We start from the raw sequence: 18577 nt of genomic DNA, 5'->3' as shown, positions 1-18577 counted from the left end.
TGCGTTGACACCGGCAGATTGAATTTGACGAGAAACATCACCTGATATCGGAAAGACGATGAACCACCGCTCGATCACCCACCATGTTCTTTCACACAAAGCTGCTTTGTTGGTGGGCAACTCCCTGCGAGCCCTGGCCGTCATGGGTGCCGCTGGCTTGATGATGGCAGTCTGTGCGGGAAACAGCCTGGCGAGTGATCCGATTGCACCTGCGGCTGTTGCAACTCCCCCTCTCTCGGCAGAACAACCGAGCCCAGCTGACATGGCCAAGGCTGCCGGAGTGAAATTGCCTTCACTCCCTTGGCATACCGCCAATATCTGGTGGGAACTGGCCAGTGAAACCGAGAATTTCGAAATGCTGGAACAGACCGTCACCATTGATCGTGATGTTCCCTCCACCATGAATCTGTATATCGCCCCCATGGGAATCGCCATGATCAGCGGCATGCAGTGTTATGGTGGCATTCAAACCAATATCAATGGCTGGGCAAACAAAGAGAGTCGCGAGCGGGTCTTTCGTGGAAAGGGTGCCATCTTCTCCCGCTGGTCGAATGACAAAAAGACCCCCATCGGCCTCGATCATGTACTCACTGCAGGCGAAGACTGCCTCGTTGAAAGTGCCGGCTACGAGGGAGAATTTGCCAGCGTCCGCAGACCTTTCGAATGGACGAAAGGGACCTACACTTATCGGATCCGCAAAGACAAAACCGAACAGATCGATGGCCAGCCTCATACCTGGTTTACCTGTGAGGTCGAAACCAAAGACTGCTGCCAGATCACCGTCGGCAGCCTGCGCTTTGAAGGTGAAACATTCAAATTCTGGCCGAAACAATCCGCCTTTGTTGAAGTCTACAGCACCCGGCAGATTCCCCGTTCCCACATACCGGCTGTCGAAGTCACCTTTGGCTGGCCAAAGATTAATGGGCAACCTGTTAAACTCAAAAGAGCACATGCCTACTATCCTGACAAATCCACACAGGCAAGTCCTGATTGTGCTGTGGTCACTGCGGAAGGAAGCAACTGTGTGGTGAAAGTGGGGCCCATCTTCGTGCGCGACGAAGCCACCCGCCGACATGAACTTCTCATTGTTCCTCCAGCGGAATGAGGCATGAATAAGCAGCCGCTGTGAGGATCAAAGAGATCGTCTGGCTCATCGAATGTTATGTGCATAGGTGCTGATTTGAGGTGTGGCTGGAGACTGGGTCGTTGAGGTCGAACGACCTCTTTTGCCCCCAGGCTTTTTGACTCTCATAGCTGACGGCGAACACGCTCTTAAGTCAGGAAAACATGCCGCGGATGCATTTGTGCCGGCAGCTCCATGGAACTGGGGGCGGATGAAGACACCGGACTCCAACCTTCCTGCAGAACATGAAGTGTGAGGTCGAAGTGCGTAAAGACCACGCCCTTCCGCAAAGCCTTCAGGGGCGTGCCACCCTGCGGGGATGATGACATCAAAGTGATGTTCCATTTTAGCGGCACCGAGCAAGCATGCTTAACGGCCTCCAGCATCAAGACCTCAGAAACCGGGTCAGATTGATTTCTGGAGGAAGGGGTTGGCCTGCCATCGCGTCGAGTAACCAGTCGGCCAGCAGTGGAGCCCATAGAGCACCACGTGAACCCAGTCCGTTGATCACCCCGCAGTTCTTTTCCCGTGGCCAGGTTACCTCTGAGATTCTCCCGAGAATGGATTCTGGCAGGCTCCAGCCAATCGCTGGCATCTGACCAGGGAGAGCGGGCCTGATGGCGGCGTGCTGAGAGCAGATTTTTGGATTTCTGATTCCCCACTGTGCGAGACCCAGGCTTAACTCCAGACGAGCCTCAGATGTGATTTCCTGATCCAGATGCAATGGGTCGTAGGTTGCGCCGACCAGCCAGCGATCCTGCTCTTGTGGTGTCATCCAGATCCCTCCATGCCAGGAATAATCCTGGCGAGCCCCCGGAAGGTCGATTTCCATTAACTCCCCTTTGGCAGCGAGAAATGGCAGCCGGATCAATTGTGGAGTGTAGCCAGTGCAAAAGACGATGTGCCGGGCGGTCATCGATCTCCATTTCCAATGACGCGCCACGTCATCCCAGATCAGATCGAGAGGCTTGAATTCCGCTCGTGAAAGACAGGATGTTTCCGTCAGCCACCTCTTTGTTGCCTCCAGAAAGACAGGCATGAGCACCCGGGCCGCCTCTGGCATGACATAAGGTTTTGAACCAGCTGGCCCATGGATGCCATGTTCTCGCGAAGTGACGAGATCCGGTTCGACGGGTTGGAGATAGTTGGCTGATGCGGGAAACTTCTGGCAGCGCGATAACCACAGTTCTTCGTCGGCGATCGTCAACCAGCGCAGGGCGGGTCGATTTCGCCAGCAGTCTCGTTTGGTCTCGTGGGCCACAAAACGATAAAGATCCAAAGCCGACGATCGAAATTCTGCAAAACGCCAGGCCAGTGCTAACCTGGAGCCGGTGATCGGTGTGATCAGTCCTGCTCCCACTTGAGAGGCCGAAGGTGGCCATTCAGTCGGTGAACTGATGACATGAATTTTCAGATGGCGACGCAGTGCCTGCCAGGCGAGAGCCGATCCTGCGACACCTTGACCAACAATCAGCAGATCAACGGTCGTTTCACTCACACTCTTCACACTCTGGCACGAGAACACATTTTCGATCAGGTGAGCTATGTGAACCTGAAAACCCCCTATCCACGAAGAGGGATTACTCTCGAAGTTCAACAGCGGGGGAACTCTTCGCTTGACCGGAGTTTACTTCGCTGGCCCATCGTTGCGGGGTGGTCGTTGACCTGGGCCACGTTCACCGGAATTTCTCTCATTGGTGTTTCTCTCACCGGGAGGTCGATCACCAGGTGGGCCATTTCCTGGCGGGCCACCATTCCCCATACCACCTGAGCCACCTCCCGGGCCAAACCCGCCCAATGGAAAGCCCAGATCGCGACGCATTTCAAAGAGAGACTTCAGTTCGGGAGATTTTTCCTGAATGAAAAGATACGTCAGCCGTTTACGGGCATCCTCAGGTGGCAGACGCATCAGTTCATCTCGGCGAGTGCTGTCCATCTCGCTGAAGAATGTCTGCAGATCCTGCTCGGCGGGTAAATTGCGCTCAATCTCGGCTCCGACCAGATTTCCCAATCCGCGGTAGAACATGCTCAGAAATGAGATCCGCTGCTCGGTCCCTTTTTTGGACTCCAACTGCTTCTTCAATTCGGGATCCTGAATCGCATCAATGAGCCGCACCAGCTGTGGTTCAGCAGGCCAGCGCAAACGGCCACCCGCCTGCCGGAAAGACGATTCCAGAATCCGCCGTGAGCGGGAAAGTCCCGTTTGTGTCTGAGCATCCCGCTGAAGATCCACGGGCAAATCTTTGAAGCAAATTTCTATTAGTCCCTGCAGATCCTGGGATGATAAGGCCGGCCCGCGACTGGCGGATCGATTGCGACGTTCATTCCACGACCCCACATACATCGCCTGCGCTTCGTTGCGGGCATCCTGCTCTTCTTTGAATTTCTTGACGAGTTGCATCTTCTTGAGGGCATCGGTCTCGCGACGAAGATCGTCTCGCTGTCCAGGAGTCAGCGTCTTCAGCCACATGCTGTAAGTTTCCATGATGGCATGCAGGTCTCCACCGCTTTTCGTATCGGCCTGCAATTCATTGTTCAGTTGCCGCAAATGCTGGCGGCGTTCCTCAGGAAGAGCTTCAAAATTCTCGAAGTTGCGTTCGATTCGATCACGTTCGATGGCATTCATACCGGCGACCTTCTGATAGGCACGCTCGATATCTGCTTCAGCCGCAAACGTGGCCAAACACCCCACGCAACACGACCATGTGATGCTGGCAATACGCAAAAGTAGAGTCTGGTGAGCGGTCATTCGCTGCCCCCCTGAGCTGCGGGTGCATTGGGTTTACCGCCAGCCGACGAATTGCCACTCGTTCCTGCATCAAATAACCCGCTGGCTCGAAGCTCCTTCAGAAACTGGATCGAATCGACTTCAATCAGTTCATCGTAATCCTGCACCAGTGGTAATTCAGAAAGCAGTCGTCGCGAACGATCCGGCACCCAGTCATGAGCCGCCAGATAGCCTACAGCGGCGGTCACCACCACCAGCACTCCGCTGGCGACCCAGGGTAAGGATTGCATCAGCTTCTGCTGACCGAGCATGAGCCACGGAGTCAGCTTGGGTTGCTCTGCCAATCGAATATGTGTGATGGTCTTTTCAGAAAAATCCGCAGACGCTTTTGTCGCGGGGAGCAGATCCAGTAATTCCCAGGTTCGGGCCAGGACCTCGACCTCGTGACGAGCTGTCTCATTGTGCGATAGCAAAGTATCCACGTTCTGGGCGGCTTCTTCCTCGAGTTCACCATCGAGATAAGCCACCAGATCTTCACGCACTTCAGAGGTCAATCGTGTCGGACGATTCATGATTTATGCCAGAACAAACGCAGTTTTCGGAATTGCCGCATGATCCTTGACGGGCTGTTCCTCGTTTGCAAGTTTAACTGTCGGTAAGTCGAACTCATGATGCTCAAAAGTAATCAGCAGATTGAAGGTGCAGTGTACCAGAACTCATGAAGCAAGAGTTGAAGACTTTCATTTCCACTTTAGGGAAGGCTCTCTTTGAACCCCACTGAAGTCGTACAGGGTTCGCACGAACCCGAAAAGTCTACCAAAAGTTCTGCTCAACCTGCGGGACATGATCCTTCACTTCCACCAACCAATCCAACCACGACAATTTTTTCAGGAACGACATCTTCCGCGTTTTCAGATTCGGACAAACACACACAACCGCTTATCAGCCAGCGGGTTATGTCGTCAACCAAAGTGAAAAACAGTGGCTCCATCCCGGATTACCGGAGTCTGGCTGCCCATCGAATTGTCGAAACGGCCGAACGCCTGGAACGTCGAATTCAGGAGCGATTTGGACAGATCGGGTTATCCAGAGTTGCTCACGAGGTGACGCTCCTCAGTCGGGAAGCGATGGCTAAGGGCGCCCGCATGGCGCGACCAAATCTGCTGCTCCGGCTCGGGATCTGGCTGACTCTGGGAGTGATCGCGTTTCCCATTGTGAGATTAATGCAATCCACGCGTTACCATGTCGATGGGCTCGAATTCACCGAAATGGTGCAGATCTTTGATTCCTCCTCGCAGAGCCTGATCTTTCTCGCTCTGGCGGGGGCATTTCTTTTCAGTCTCGAAACCCGGTTCAAGCGCAGAAAACTGCTGACAGCCCTGCACGAATTGCGTTCGCTGGCTCACATTGTCGATATGCACCAGTTGACCAAAGACCCGGAAGCTGTCATTCGCGGCGGAGACAAAACGCTCTCCTCACCCGAGCGAATTCTCGACAGATTCAAGCTGGGCCGATATCTCGATTATTGCAGCGAGCTGCTCTCTCTCATCAGCAAAATCGGGGCGATCTATGTCCAGCATTTCCCCGACTCAGTGGCTCTGGCCGCAGCCGATCAACTTTCCGGATTGACAAATGATCTCTCTCGAAATGTCTGGCAGAAGATCATGATTCTCGATCAGGTCGCCTCCCGGGAAGATCCCGTCGAAGAACCACCAGGAACCAGCCAGACTGGCCATTAACTGCTGAACGGCTAGGATCTTTTCGATAGACTCGATCGTCTGGATCCCACTCAACTGTCTATATTTCACTCACTGCCTCTCGGAAAGGTTTGTGCTCATGTCTGCTGTTCCTGAAGTCGGGAGTAAAGCCCCTGCCTTTGATCTCCCTGCATTTCCCAAAGGCCGATACAAGCTCAGCGGCCTCAAAGGGAAGTATGTCGTGCTCTACTTCTACCCTCGCGACAACACGCCCGGCTGCACCACCGAAGCCTGTGATTTCCGTGATCGGCATGAGGCTATAGCAGCAGCGAATACGGTGGTTCTAGGTGTCAGTACCGATAGTGTTGATTCCCATCAGAAGTTTATTGAGAAGTTTGAACTTCCCTTTCCGCTTCTGGCCGACGAAGACCATGCCCTTGCCGAGAAGTACGGCGTGTGGGTCGAAAAAAACATGTATGGCAAGAAGAGTATGGGAATACAGCGGGCTACATTTCTGATCGATCCAGCCGGAAAAATTGCGGCTGTCTGGCCTAAGGTCAAAGTGGATGGCCATGCCGAGGCTGTGATGGCGAAGATACAGGAACTCCAGGCCGCCGGCTGATTGTGGTTGGAATTCAGGATTTCACAGCGCGGGGTGTTCCACTGCTGGCTCGCCAGCAGTGTTTTTCCCACGATGGACTCGATTTCAACCTTCGTGGCCTTCGTGACCTTCGTGACCTTCGTGGTGAACTCAAATTTCGTGCAACAGCAAGTGCCCTTCTATAACCTTCGCTTGTTCGCGTAAGAGAGGGCCGAGCATCCAGAACACCCCACGATGGGGTCGTTCATTCATTGTTTGCCCAATACGTTCGAGTTCGCCCTCATCCCGGCCTTCTCCCGTCGGAACGGGAGAAGGAGAAATACCCTCGCCTAATTCTTCATAGCATCACTTAGCAGGCTGCGACTTGTTGAGGACTTCGAGAGCCCGTGCATTCTTGGCATCAAGTGCCAGGGCGGTTTCGGCCTTTTGGCGGGCTTCTTGTACCTGGCCGCGCGTTTGCAGCAGAACCGCCCAGCCGGCCCACGCTTCGGCCAGTTCATCATCGAGTTTGCAGGCGATCGAAAACTCTTCGAGAGCTTCCTCCGGCTTGACGCCAGATAACCCTTCGGCCAGCAGCCAATGAGCTTTCGGTTCTGTCACATCGATTTCCAGCACCATGGCGGCATACCGGGCCACGTTCGGCAAATCGCTCTCTTTCCAGGCAATTTCTGCTCGCTGGAGCCGGTACTCAGATTCATCATTCTCATACATAGACAGCTTTTCGAGAACAGCTTTATATCTGGGCAGATCCATGAAATGTGGCAGAATTTCAGCCAGCGCTACCGTTGATGAAATGTCACTCGGAAACGTTGTCTCCGCCAGAGACGCATACTTGAGGGCTTCGTCCCATCGCTTGGTTTGAATCAATAATGGGAGAAGTCGCTGCAGGAGCTGATGATCTGGCTGAGTGTTATCCAGAGCCGACGCGAGCTTCTGAATGGCTTTCTCGGGTGCTTCTCCGCGAAGATCCAGTTCTGCCAGGGCGATGGCGGCTGTCGCACAATGTGGATCGATCTCCAAAGCTTCGCGAGCCAGCTTACGGGCTTCATCCCGGCGACGATCCTTGGCTTTCAACATCGCGGCCCGGCCCAGCCACTCGGCATTCCGAGGTTCTTTCTCTAAAGCCGCCTCCACCTCACTTTTTGAATATTCAATACTTGCCTCAGCCTGCCCCGGAAGCTGTGCCACGATCCTGTCGAGGTAATCCAGGTATCCCGCTTCAAAGTCTTTGATGTCGGTCTGAAACAGTTCCTTCAGAGCCACCTCAGTCGTTTTGCCGGCTCGATAGGCCAACAAAAGTTTCTCCAGTGCAGGCTCACCAAACCGCTCGACGAGATAGTTCGCATAGAGATCGCTCTGGCAATACGCAAAATTCCAGTCATCGCCATTTTTGGCACTGATGAACCCCAGGTTCAGATTGGAAAGATTCCGCAGATCCCGCCGGGGAACTCGCTTGCGAAGCATGTCATTCCATTCGGCTGGACGAGGATAACCTTCGTTCCTCACTGCCAGAGCCTCGGTATACCAGTGGGGGATGTTGAACTGTGTCTGCTGCAATGTCAGCACATGCACATACTCATGCCGAATGACGCGTGACCAGTTATAGGGTTCATTCAGCCCGTTCGGTGAAGCCAGGGCAATCATCATCCCCGTGGAGGCACCAATCGTCTGTACCCAGGGCAAACCGACCATCCGGGCACTGAACCATTCATGAGCCGTCTGACCATTCCCTTTGCTGTAAATCTCGATGGTGGTTCGTGTGGATGGTTCGTATCCGAACTGTTTCACCAGTTGCGGATAGACTTCGTTTTCCAGAAACTTCGACATATAGCGTGCGAGCAACTCGTCCTGCGCGTTGTCATAGCGAATTACAAAGTGATCAGTCGAAAGTGTCGCGTAGCCATCCAGTTGACGAATGACCTTACGCATATTGCTCACACGCATGTGGTACGGATCGCTCTTGAATGCCTGATCGAGCATGGTGCGGGCTTCATCCACCCGCGCCATCTGCAGCGTCAGCATCCCCAGGTTATTCCTGGCAGCAGTGAGTTGAGGCATGACGGCGAGTGCCGCCCGATAAAACTTTTCGGCCAGTTCAAACTTGCGATGCATTTCGAGAGCTTCGCCCGTTGTGGCTAAAACTTCACCGCAGGCACTGTTGATCTTCGCTGCGGCAATCAACGTGGTCTCGTAGGCCTCGGGAGCATCTGCCGCTGCCGGAAGATCAGCAATATGATCAATTGATTCGAGAAGTAGCTGCAGGCGGGGCAATGAACGAATGCCGTCACGTTGAATCTGGGCCGCGACAATCAGGCCCGTCGTGGTGGGATCGGTCGGACAGATCGCTTTTGCCAGTTGCAGCTGTTCGAGAGCTGCCTCGGGCTGATTCGAGAACAGCAAGGATCTTGCCAGAAGCGTATGTGCCAGGGGTTCGCCAGGGGCATTTTTCAGCACTTCTTTGGCCAGTCGATTCGATTCATCCCAGTCGTAATCCTGGGCCGCAGCTTGTGCCCTGCCCAGCAACACAGTCACAGCCCGCGGGTTAATCGCGAGAGCAGCCTGGAACTCCTGTTGAGCCTGCGGCTTGTTGTACTTCTCCAGCAAGAGCCGGCCACTCAATTCATGAGCCTGCCAGAAAAGTGGATCGGCTTTGAGAGCATCGATGCACAGCGTATTCAGCACGAAATCAAAAATCTGTTTCCCGGTATGCCAGCGGGCATACGCCAACGAACCTTCAGCAGCAAGCAACAGCTCTTCCGCTTTTTCTGGCTGAACGCGATTGTAATACCTCACGAAATACCGCCAGCCTTCGTCCGCCTGCTTTAATCGACCGGTCGCCTGATAAACTTCTGCCAGCGTTCGACGTGCCCAGAGTTCATCCGCTTCTATCCGAATGGCTTCTTGTGCGCTTGTTTCTGCGACATCCAGTTTGCCATTCAAAAAGGCATACCACGCGAGCAACCCGAGAATCCGCGGTTGTTCGGAATGCAATTTCTTGAGTGCTTCCAACCGCTCGTAGGCCCGGGCTCGATGTCCGGTTTCGAGATCAATGCGCGCCAGCGCGATCTCGGCATACTGTGGCCCTGTGAGTGGATGTGGGCTATTGGCGAATTCGCCGGGGAGATCATCCTTTGTGGCCGACTGCTTTTTCAGGAACTCATACGCTTCTTCGACCTCTTCGTAGCGACCTTTCTGAAGATGCTCGTAGGCCTCGCGCCATGTGACAGTCGGGGATGGTTCATCGGCCGCGCACAGATTCCGACTGGCAACTCCTCCCACACAGAAAAGAGCCAGTAGAAGACAGAAGAAAAACTTCGCGGAGATCAACCCGACATCCAAGACAACACGCATCACTCAGCACCTGACCAGCAGAACCGGAAATAGGCCAGCGAGCAGCATGACTTCTCATGAAGTCATCACTGCTCGCCGCGCAAAGACGCTGATTCCAGTCTGTTCGTTACGATGTGCGAATGCTATGGGAAAACGGGCCGAAAAACGGCTGCTCAACGGATCGAAGCTGAGTCTGGCTGCGGATGTGCGATGAACACGGCGTTCTTGGAGAATCTGTTAGAGCAGGCTTTCCAGCAGCATGCGCATCTTCCGGAGTTCCAGCGAACGATCTGAATCGGTAATCAATTCCGGATACATCTCGACGGAAAGAGCCCTCGTGTAGTTGCAGCGCTGCAACTGACTGATGATCCGGTTGTAATCGACTTCCCCCAGACCGACGGGAATCTGCAATTGTGTGGGAGAGGTATCCCTCAAATGCGTGTGATAAGTGTAAGGAAAGACGGGATCAATCGATTGATTCGAGAATGGCCCACAGATGACGGCACTCGGATCGAGAGTAATCCCCAATCCTTGAACTGACTGACAAAGCTCGACAGCCGTTCGTGGATCTTCTGTCAGTGTCGAAGTCTTCATCTTTAAGGAGAGACGAATTCCCGAGGTGCTGGCAATCGCCTGGCGACTACGCAGGCGATCAATCTCTTCATTAAAAGGTGTACCCAAAGCACCCGCTGGAATCGTGATCTGGGTGATCTTGAGGATCTTGGCCAGTTTACAAATGGATTCAAATGGGCCGGGCGGAAGATCTTGCTCGAGGCTGATCGCCACAGGTGTCAACCGGGTCGCTTCCCGATACTGCTTGACGAATCGCTCGGGATTTTCGGCCACATAAGACGACTTCAAATGTTCCGAGGCGTCGTCCATCCACAATTCGAGCTTGTCGTAATGCAGATCTGCGATCTGCGAGCAGGCTTCTGCGAACGAAACATCCGAAAAACATCGAGAAGAAATTGCAACGAACATCAGCCCCTCCCTGACAATCACATCCTGATCAAACCCGTCTTCGAATGACCGGATCAACCGGTACCGATCAGGGGCAAGGTGTATCCATCGAAAGCTAAATCAATATCTGAGATAGACTTCTGTCGATAATGAGTCCTGGATCCCTCCAGTTGACAGTCTGTGAATTTATCCGGATTAGGCTGACCCTGCAAGGCGTTCCGTCCGCGCGGATCATGCCGAAAAGACTTGGCACACCAATTGTTCGTGTTTTGCTGCGAAATGGTCGATAACCCTTTTGAGAGCCTGGAGAAGTCTTCTCTGGCATGGGGCATCGTATTGACGGTGGGGGAATGGCGAGAATGAACTCGACATCAACGCTCGGAATCCTGGCACTTGGAATTGCAGCTTTGTTTTCAGGCTGTTCCGTGACTGATCAGACAGTTCGCGGACAGTCTCCTTACGTTCTGGCCGATGGTTCACCTGTTGATCAGGCCGCCATTCTGAATCAGGAACGCACACAGGCTCCACTGATGGGTTCTGCACCCGGATATGGCCAGCACGCGAAAGCACACGCCAAACACCACGATTACACGTTGGTGCCCGGGGCTCGTAATCACAATTACGGCTTTGAGGGTGGCTACTACGCCGGGAATGAAGGTTACTTCACCGGCAACCAGGGCCAGGTTTACACCAACCATCCCACCTACGGTCAAGGCTTAGGCCAAGGTCGTGGAGATGGCTGCCCACATTGTCAGTATGGCAATGCCTGCCCACCGGATGGCTGCAAACGCTGCGGCAAAGGTTGCGGCTACCCACACAGTCACCACACTTACCGGCATGTCTGGCCGCAAAACCTCAGCTATCCCACCGGCCCAGTCCCGGCTGGCATGGTGCAGTACCCCTATTACACACACCGCGGCCCAACAGATTTCTTCATGAAGTAGTTGATGGTTGGCTCAACTCCGCTCAAAGCGTGATAAACCCCATAGCGATATGGGGTTTTTTCGTTTTTCCAGTGGTCCCCATGACTCAATTCGAGTCAGCCCAGATAATTGCCGGCGTGAACCTTCTTCACTGGAAATTCCTCTATGGCCGGGACGGACAAATTTTCCCGGTTCTTGTAAGCTGTGAAGGGATGTCGAGAGGTCTTCAACCTGCCCAGAAAGCGACTCGCCCGGCGGGAAGAACTTCTCAGAATAATCAGACTCGATCGCGAGTCGTATTTTTCAAGTCAGACTGGTGTTGAGCGACAGCAACCTTCCGGCGGAGTCGGCCGGGGAGAGCGTCTGTCGTCAGGCTGGTCAGGATGCATTTCAACATGATTGCTTCAGGTTCTGCCCCCTCTGTTGTCCAAATTCAGTTGCCCGATGGATCGGTCAAAGAATTCCCGGGTGATGTCACTCCGCTGGCGATTGCCGAATCGATCAGCCCTCGATTGGCGCAAGCCGCCATTGCCGCCCGCGTGGGCGAGAAGGTCACCGACCTCAAGCGGCCCGTGAGTGAAACCACAGACGTTCAACCTGTTCCCGTGCAGATCCTCACCGAGAAGGACGCCGCGTCGCTGGGCGTGCTGCGGCATTCGTGCGCCCATCTCATGGCGCGGGCCATCATGCGCGTCTTCCCCGGCGTGCAGCTCGCCTTCGGCCCTGTCAAAGACCAAGGCTACTACTACGACCTCGACCTGCCCCACAAGCTGAGCGAGGACGACTTCGCCCGCATTGAAGCTGAAATGCAGAAGCTCGTCGAAATGGCCGAGCCGTTCGAGCGTTTTATCACCAATCGCGATGAAGCTCTGGCCATGCTCGAAGGGATGGGCCAGAAGCTCAAGTGCGAACACATTCAGATAGGTCTCGCCAGCGAAGCGACTGTCAGCTTCTACCGGCAAGGGGAGTTCGTTGATTTGTGCCGGGGGCCGCACATTCCCGACGCCGGGCGGATCAAAGCCTTCCGGCTGCTCAGCGTGGCGGGGGCTTACTGGAAAGGCGATGCCAGCGGGCAACAGCTCCAGCGCGTCTATGGAACCGCGTGGTTCTCGCAGAAGGATCTCGATGCCCACCTCGAACAGGTGAACGAAGCCAAGCGGCGTGATCACCGCGTGCTGGGGAAGCAGCTCAACCTCTTTTCGATCAGCCCCGAAGTCGGGGCCGGCCTCTGTTTGTGGCTCCCCAAGGGGGCCACTGTGCGGGCACTCCTCGAAGAGTTCATCAAGGGAGAACTGCTCAAGCGCGGCTACCAGCCGGTCTACACCCCGCATATCGGCCGGGTGGAACTCTACGAAACCAGCGGCCACTTCCCCTACTACCGCGATTCGCAATTCACCCCGCTCTATGGCCACGACGGCGGGCAACTCATCGACTTCTGGATCCGCAAACTACAAGACAACGCGATCAGTGAAGCCGACGAAAAGTCGCTCCTCGCTTCGGCAAAGATTCTGGGGGTCGAGATTCCCGAATACGCTGCCGCCAGCGGCAATCCAGCGAAGATCGAAGTGCTGCGCACCTGGGAGAAGCAGCAGGAACGATATCTACTCAAGCCGATGAACTGCCCGCACCACGCCCAAATCTACAAGTCGATGCAGCGCAGCTATCGCGATCTGCCCGTCCGGTTGGCCGAGTTCGGCACCGTTTATCGCCACGAACAATCGGGCGAGCTCAACGGAATGCTCCGCGTCCGGGGCCTGACCCAGGACGACGCGCACCTCTTCTGCACACCCGAACAAGTCGAAGAGGAGTTCCGCGCGACCTTGCAGCTGGTGCAGTTTGTGCTGGCAAGCGTGGGGCTGGAGGATTACCGCGTCCAGCTTTCGCTGCGCGACCCCAAGAGCGACAAGTATGTCGGGAGCGAAGAGAACTGGCAGCGGGCCGAAGCGAGCCTGCGAGGCGTCCTCACCGAACTCAACCTGCCGTTCACCGCCCGCGAGGGGGAAGCCGCGTTCTACGGCCCGAAAGCCGACTTCATGGTCAAGGATTGCATTGGCCGCGAGTGGCAATTGGGAACCGTGCAGCTCGATTACAACCTGCCCGAGCGTTTTCAGTTGGAATATGTGGGAGCGGATAATCAGGCCCACCGGCCAGTGATGATTCACCGCGCACCGTTCGGTTCGATGGAGCGATTCACCGGCATGCTGATCGAGCACTTCGCGGGTGCGTTCCCGTTATGGCTGGCCCCGGAACAGGTGCGCGTGCTGTCGATCAGCGATAAGTTCGAAGGCTATGCCCGCGAAGTGGAGCGCGAGTTCCGGGCCGCGGGCTTCCGCGTGACCACCGATCTGCGGGGGGCGAAAATCAACGGCAAGATCCGCGATGCGCAGATCGAGCTGATCCCGTACATGCTGGTGGTGGGGGGGAAGGATCAGGAGAATCGCACCGTTTCGATTCGTGATCGGATCGAGGGAGATCTCGGTGCGGTCCCCCTGGCCGAAGCCATCACCCGCCTGCAGCAGGAAGTGACTGAAAAACGCATCCGCAGTATCGCCAAACCCGCACCTGCTCCCGCAACGAGCAATGAGGGAGAGAACTACGCGGATTGATTGGGGAGGCGATGGTTGTGGATTGTGGGAAGCGAATTGCCACTTGGCTTCTCCTCGCCATGATGGGGTCAGGGTGCGGTGCGATGATCGATCGCATGCTGGCACCCGCTCCCCCATCGCAGTCCACGACAATCTACTACAAGCCGCGAGACTGAATTTCGCCCTGGTCACATGAAGAAAACTTCCAGACCTTGCCGGTGGATCTGGAAATCTGTTCGATCCTTCATCGCGGTCGGGCGGAAGATGCCCTGCCAATCATTGAAGAGACGCTCGGTGCAGCGGACATCAATGCCGATCAGCGGCAGAGACTGTTGTTTCTCAAAGCGATCGCTTTGGCAGAAACTCATGAGACAAAAGGTGCTATTCAGATTCTTGATCAATTGATTGCAAGTACTCCCGATCAATGGGAGTTCTACTTCCACCGCTGGCAATTGCGCCTGATGGCGTTAGATAAACAGGGGGCAAAGGAAGATCGTGAGACTGGTATGAAGCTGAATCCGAAGCAGTTCTCACAGGATTTTTCGCCAACAAGTGGCGTCTTCTGATGGGATTTCCGAGCTGAACTGCTTGTTGAGAGATCTTTAAAGCATGCTTGCTCCGAGCCGCAAGCATGGCACTTAGCCATCAACAAAGAGGTTCGACGCGGCCATTGTGGTTGTCGCTAGGGCAAGACCACGCCCTTTCGCAATGCCTTCAGGGTCGTGCCACCCAAGGCCGAGTGAAAGGTTGTGGCAGGGAACACGCATGGAGCGGCAGCTTGTCGTCGCGCGAAGTATGACAACCCGGCCATAAGTTGGCCGGGTCGTCTATTACCAAGCGAGTGTGTGTCACCTGGCGATTGGTCTCAGTTCCCGGGCAACCAGAGTCCACCACCGCTTGAACTGGCCGTGGTTTGTGGCTGATCGGGAGTCCAGAGGCCGCCGGATGTGGCCGTGTCGGTCTGTGTGACAATCCCTGAAGCCGAGATGCCAGGAAGTGGTTTGCGCGAGATGGCTGAGACGGACTCCAGAAACTCGAGGAGTTGCGGCAGCTTGGGAAGATAGTAGTTGACGAATTTTTGAATCAGTTCGTCGTAGCCGGTAACTTCCGGTGCCATGGCGCGCAGATTCAACTCGTACATATCGTGCTGGAGCGTGAACGAAAACTCGGTGGTGCCTTGAGGAGCCGGGAGTTTGCGTTCTTCGCCAATCCAGTGAAGTGCACCCTGGAAGTTGTTCCGCAGAAGTTCCATTTCACCCAGAGAGCGATAGAGCTTGACCTTATCGACCTTGTCGAGAGGCTCGGGTCGGCGGGTGATTTCAATTTCGACGTCATAGAGGAACTGCGGATGCTGAATGAGCAGTGCACGATTGAACGCCAGCTTGAGCTGCTCATCAGAGAGTTGAGAGACGGGCAATCGCTGGAAATCGATCACCGATAGATTGGCCAGGGGTGTCTCGGGGGTCACTTCCAGCAGTGGGAGTGGTTCCACTTGAAGCTGCTGGAAAATCTTCCGGATATCGAGCAGTTTGCGAACCTGAGCAGCAAACGAATCGAGAACGAAAATCGCTGCTGTGACGGCGATGTTCATCGCAGGATCTTTGGCAGCTTCCTCTGGCGATTTGCCTGCCAACCCGGCGGCAGGTGTCTTGGCCCACTTCTCATTGAGCTTCCAGTTAAAGAGCTGGTCTTCCAGCTCGCGAATCTGCGAAGGTGTCAATCGGGAAGGGAAATAATGCTGCCTTTGCAACTCGATCCACTGCTCGGGAACACCCGCGATGGGCTGATTCGTTTCGCTGGTATCGCCCAATAGGTCGCCGGCGGCTTCTTTGAGAAGAGCAATCGCGGTTTCCATTTCATTACCGGCGTAAGCCACCAGGCCAGCCAGTGCCTGTGCTGAGCCATCCGGCGCTGCATCGAAGATATGCACTTCACCCAAGGACGAAGGGAGCTGATCTGGCGCAGGGAGACCTTCACCAAGGACCAGGTCTTTCAGGCTGCGATCATAAATCTGGTAAACGGCCACCGGAGCGACTGGCAACCGCGAGAAGTCGCGCTCTTCGCGGTTGAGACGATCGTGCTGATCGAAAGCTGTGAGCAGACGCGAGACTGAAGAGACCGAAAACTCGTGACGAACGAGATTCGGCTCATCGGAGCTGGCACTGATCTGCAGGAGTTGAGCCAGCGTCTCGCATTCGACGGCCTTCGATCGATCGGTGTAGAGACGAGCGGCCTGATGGAAGCCAGCGGCGGCTTCGGCTTCGTTTCCATCCCAGGCCCGGCACAAAGCGGCCGCATGGGCGACAGCGGGAGCATCCGGAAGCTGGCGGGACAGCGCTGCAAAAGTATCGGCAGCCGCTTCGAAGCAGCCGATCTGCACAAACTTCTGACCCTTTTTGAATTCCTTCTCGTGCTCTTCGCTCCCGGTGAACTCGGGGAGATGATGCGCTCCGCGCAGTGGCCAGGGAATCTGCGGATTGTTATCGACCTGCAGCAGCCGGAGGAAGACATCCTGACGTTCGTCTTCTGCGGCAAAGCGAAGTGCGAGTGACATCGCTTCGCGAGTGGCCATCCAGGCATTGCGCGACATCATGACGGTTGCGATACCAATGGCCAGATGACTGCACATGGCGGGGTATTTGCGGGTGCAGCGGAAGAATGCCTTCTGGATGATTTTGCGAGACGGTTCGTAGCTGTCTGTCGCGAGCGAAGCCATCGCATAGAGGCAGAAAGCGTAGTCGTTGTCGGTATGAGTCTCGAGCAGTTTTTTGAGCAGATCGCGAGCGAGATCTGGCCGTTCCATCTGCAAATGGACGGTGGATGTCGTGGTCACAATCCAGGCATGGCTGGACGTATCGGGAGTCACTTTGCGGTCGAGAGCTTCGAGGGCCGTTAATGCAGGGCGTAACTGGCCATCTGCGATCAACCGGTCGACACGCGACATTTCGTCGGAGATCGGTGCACAGCAGAATTTGAGTTTCTTCCCACTGCCACACGGGCAGGGCTGGTAAAGATCGACGGCCATTCCTGTTTCCTTCCCTGTCGGCCGCGATGACCTGAGGTCGTCACCGGCACTGGAGTCTATCGTTTGTCGAATGTGGATCTGACAGACTGAATGATTGACAACCTCATCCAATCCAACAGCTTATCTATCGAAGAAAAACTAATCCTCTGGCGGCGATCTTCACGAGACATCGCCTCAGAGTGAGTCACGCCTGATGGATGGTTGGCAGCGACCCGATGAATGTGCAAACTGTGAAATGACTTTAGTTTAGAGTAAATGCTGTCGAGTCTGGCAAGCACAGCATCCGACATTTGACGGATTGCATGACGCCCTACCACAACCTGCAAATTTAACACGATCTGCCCAAAGTTCCTATGCAAAGAAGGGTTGAATCAACCCCTCGTCCCCCGGGAATTCTGATCAATCATCGAAAGTCGATCGATTTCCACACGCCCGGATGTGCTCTCCTGTTCATGCTGGAATGATGAGAAAAAGCGACATTTAGGAAAATTGGGTAAAATAATTAAAAAGAGATCTATTGCGAGAATAGGCAAATCTGATATTCTCTGAATGGACTCAGGTCTCATCACATTGGACGCCCTCAAAACAACACGCGCCACAAGTTGTGTTTGAGTTGCTCGTCTTCGATTCATTGGGCTAATGAAGAGAAGGACGAAGGACATGTTCTATCCGTCAGATAATCAACCTGCCGAAGGTTCGCCTTTCGGCGACGATGAAGTGGCGCGCTCCGGCAACGATTCCACCAATCGCCACGGCCAGAACGATCACGATCATGGTGGTCTGAATGAGAGCGAGTCGATTGAATCCGAGAGCTGGATTCACGGAGTTCTCGACGACATCTCCCAGTCGATTCTGCAGGGTCAACTGGATGATGCCGACCTGCTGTTAAATCGTCTTTGCGATGCTGAAGTGGCGCCACGCGAATGCCTGGAGTTGTTTACGATTCTCTCCCTCCGGCGTGGTCATCTGCGTGATGCCATGGGTTATGCCTGTCAACTTCAAGATTTTGCCAGCGAATTGGGCTGTCGCCAGACGCAATCGCGAGCGTCATCGATGATTGCCCGGGTGTACCGCCAGATTGGCGACTTCACGAGTGCCCGGCGCTTTCAGCAACTGGCCCTTTATTCCAGTGAATCGTCAGACGCTTTCGATCTTTCAAATCTCGCACTCGATGCCTTGATGGCTTCACGAGTGACTTTAGCCGATCAACTTGCGCAGGCTGCTTTAAGCCTGGAATGTGACGACGAGAGTGCTGAGTTCTCCGAGTTACCCGATCAATCGGGTGCTGATTGGGGAACTTTGGCTCTCGTCGCGATGCTCAATGGCGATGCGGATGAAACCTTCTCCCGGCTCCGTCTGGCATGGCGACATCATCGTCAAGCGGGTGACCAACTGGGGATGGGGCTCGATCAACTGCATGTGGCCCAGCTGTGCGAAGTGCATGGTGAATACAAACGGGCGGGCAGACGTTTGAAAAAAGCCATCTCGCATTTCGAGAAAGCTCAGGCTCAGCCGCAACTTGAGGAAGCCCAACAGCGGATGTCACGGCTCCAGCGCATCATCGGCCGGCTGGAACATCCCGTGGAATGGAACTGATCGTCGCCA

The 18577-nt window shown here is 54.9% G+C and carries 14 protein-coding genes; 7 read left to right on the top strand and 7 right to left on the bottom strand.

Going from position 1 to position 18577, the window contains the following annotated elements:
• The first annotated feature begins 58 nt into the window (after window positions 1–58).
• Window positions 59–1105, top strand: coding sequence for a DUF3472 domain-containing protein (locus PLIM_RS21640; RefSeq protein WP_013112454.1), 1047 nt, complete (start codon window positions 59–61; stop codon window positions 1103–1105).
• 167 nt (window positions 1106–1272) lie between these two features.
• Here PLIM_RS21640 and PLIM_RS21635 read toward each other — a convergent pair whose 3' ends face one another.
• From PLIM_RS21635 to PLIM_RS21620, 4 genes are all read right to left on the bottom strand, one after another.
• A complete protein-coding gene (locus PLIM_RS21635) occupies window positions 1273–1452 on the bottom strand; it encodes a hypothetical protein (RefSeq protein WP_148227226.1) in 180 nt (59 codons plus the stop codon).
• A gap of 56 nt (window positions 1453–1508) precedes the next feature.
• On the bottom strand, window positions 1509–2621 hold the full coding sequence (locus PLIM_RS21630) for an NAD(P)/FAD-dependent oxidoreductase (protein ID WP_013112452.1): 1113 nt from the start codon (window positions 2619–2621) through the stop codon (window positions 1509–1511).
• Window positions 2622–2750: 129 nt separating this feature from the next.
• Entirely contained in the window at window positions 2751–3872 is a 1122-nt protein-coding gene (locus tag PLIM_RS21625) for a hypothetical protein (RefSeq protein WP_013112451.1), read from the bottom strand.
• Window positions 3869–4423 carry an anti-sigma factor family protein gene (locus PLIM_RS21620; RefSeq protein WP_013112450.1) on the bottom strand — a complete coding sequence of 185 codons (555 nt, stop codon included), beginning with the start codon at window positions 4421–4423 and terminating at the stop codon, window positions 3869–3871. Before PLIM_RS21620 ends, PLIM_RS21625 begins: the two co-directional genes overlap by 4 nt.
• Before the next feature lie 384 nt (window positions 4424–4807).
• Here PLIM_RS21620 and PLIM_RS21615 point away from each other — a divergent pair, with 384 nt between their 5' ends.
• Window positions 4808–5590 carry a hypothetical protein gene (locus PLIM_RS21615; protein ID WP_013112449.1) on the top strand — a complete coding sequence of 261 codons (783 nt, stop codon included), beginning with the start codon at window positions 4808–4810 and terminating at the stop codon, window positions 5588–5590.
• Window positions 5591–5687: 97 nt separating this feature from the next.
• On the top strand, window positions 5688–6170 hold the full coding sequence (gene bcp / locus PLIM_RS21610) for a thioredoxin-dependent thiol peroxidase (protein ID WP_013112448.1): 483 nt from the start codon (window positions 5688–5690) through the stop codon (window positions 6168–6170).
• 324 nt (window positions 6171–6494) lie between these two features.
• On the opposite strand, the gene PLIM_RS21605 is transcribed toward bcp, so the two are convergent.
• Together PLIM_RS21605 and PLIM_RS21600 are read right to left on the bottom strand one after the other, a co-directional pair.
• The gene (locus PLIM_RS21605) at window positions 6495–9500 is read right to left on the bottom strand and encodes a tetratricopeptide repeat protein (RefSeq protein ID WP_013112447.1); all 3006 of its coding nucleotides are present in this window, start codon (window positions 9498–9500) and stop codon (window positions 6495–6497) included.
• 216 nt (window positions 9501–9716) lie between these two features.
• Window positions 9717–10460: a sugar phosphate isomerase/epimerase family protein gene (locus PLIM_RS21600; RefSeq protein ID WP_013112445.1), complete on the bottom strand. Its 744-nt coding sequence runs from the start codon at window positions 10458–10460 to the stop codon at window positions 9717–9719.
• Window positions 10461–10798: 338 nt separating this feature from the next.
• Between PLIM_RS21600 and PLIM_RS21595 the strand changes: the two genes are divergently transcribed.
• The 3 genes from PLIM_RS21595 to PLIM_RS21585 all read left to right on the top strand — a co-directional run bounded on the left by PLIM_RS21595 (window position 10799) and on the right by PLIM_RS21585 (window position 14513).
• The gene (locus PLIM_RS21595) at window positions 10799–11383 is read left to right on the top strand and encodes a hypothetical protein (protein ID WP_013112444.1); all 585 of its coding nucleotides are present in this window, start codon (window positions 10799–10801) and stop codon (window positions 11381–11383) included.
• Between the two features lie 374 nt (window positions 11384–11757).
• Complete coding sequence (gene thrS / locus PLIM_RS21590; RefSeq protein WP_013112443.1) at window positions 11758–13968, top strand: threonine--tRNA ligase; 2211 nt, start codon at window positions 11758–11760, stop codon at window positions 13966–13968.
• Between the two features lie 191 nt (window positions 13969–14159).
• A complete protein-coding gene (locus PLIM_RS21585; protein ID WP_148227224.1) occupies window positions 14160–14513 on the top strand; it encodes a hypothetical protein in 354 nt (117 codons plus the stop codon).
• Window positions 14514–14812: 299 nt separating this feature from the next.
• On the opposite strand, the gene PLIM_RS21580 is transcribed toward PLIM_RS21585, so the two are convergent.
• Window positions 14813–16972 carry an SEC-C domain-containing protein gene (locus tag PLIM_RS21580; protein ID WP_013112441.1) on the bottom strand — a complete coding sequence of 720 codons (2160 nt, stop codon included), beginning with the start codon at window positions 16970–16972 and terminating at the stop codon, window positions 14813–14815.
• A 660-nt stretch (window positions 16973–17632) separates the two neighbouring features.
• Between PLIM_RS21580 and PLIM_RS21575 the strand changes: the two genes are divergently transcribed.
• On the top strand, window positions 17633–18568 hold the full coding sequence (locus PLIM_RS21575; RefSeq protein WP_013112439.1) for a tetratricopeptide repeat protein: 936 nt from the start codon (window positions 17633–17635) through the stop codon (window positions 18566–18568).
• Window positions 18569–18577: the final 9 nt, after the last annotated feature.

This window comes from Planctopirus limnophila DSM 3776 (genome assembly GCF_000092105.1).
Lineage (GTDB): Bacteria > Planctomycetota > Planctomycetia > Planctomycetales > Planctomycetaceae > Planctopirus > Planctopirus limnophila.
Note: the sequence above shows the minus strand (reverse complement) of the source record. Positions and strands in the feature narration are given on the sequence as shown.

Excerpts from the sequence above, each read along its gene's own strand:
- PLIM_RS21640 (WP_013112454.1), top strand. The coding sequence starts at position 59 with ATGAACCACCGCTCGATCACCCACCATGTTCTTTCACACAAAGCTGCT.
- PLIM_RS21635 (WP_148227226.1), bottom strand. The coding sequence starts at position 1,452 with ATGTCATCATCCCCGCAGGGTGGCACGCCCCTGAAGGCTTTGCGGAAG.
- PLIM_RS21625 (WP_013112451.1), bottom strand. The coding sequence starts at position 3,872 with ATGACCGCTCACCAGACTCTACTTTTGCGTATTGCCAGCATCACATGG.
- PLIM_RS21620 (WP_013112450.1), bottom strand. The coding sequence starts at position 4,423 with ATGAATCGTCCGACACGATTGACCTCTGAAGTGCGTGAAGATCTGGTG.
- PLIM_RS21615 (WP_013112449.1), top strand. The coding sequence starts at position 4,808 with ATGTCGTCAACCAAAGTGAAAAACAGTGGCTCCATCCCGGATTACCGG.
- bcp (WP_013112448.1), top strand. The coding sequence starts at position 5,688 with ATGTCTGCTGTTCCTGAAGTCGGGAGTAAAGCCCCTGCCTTTGATCTC.
- PLIM_RS21605 (WP_013112447.1), bottom strand. The coding sequence starts at position 9,500 with ATGCGTGTTGTCTTGGATGTCGGGTTGATCTCCGCGAAGTTTTTCTTC.
- PLIM_RS21600 (WP_013112445.1), bottom strand. The coding sequence starts at position 10,460 with ATGTTCGTTGCAATTTCTTCTCGATGTTTTTCGGATGTTTCGTTCGCA.
- PLIM_RS21595 (WP_013112444.1), top strand. The coding sequence starts at position 10,799 with ATGAACTCGACATCAACGCTCGGAATCCTGGCACTTGGAATTGCAGCT.
- thrS (WP_013112443.1), top strand. The coding sequence starts at position 11,758 with ATGATTGCTTCAGGTTCTGCCCCCTCTGTTGTCCAAATTCAGTTGCCC.
- PLIM_RS21580 (WP_013112441.1), bottom strand. The coding sequence starts at position 16,972 with ATGGCCGTCGATCTTTACCAGCCCTGCCCGTGTGGCAGTGGGAAGAAA.
- PLIM_RS21575 (WP_013112439.1), top strand. The coding sequence starts at position 17,633 with ATGTTCTATCCGTCAGATAATCAACCTGCCGAAGGTTCGCCTTTCGGC.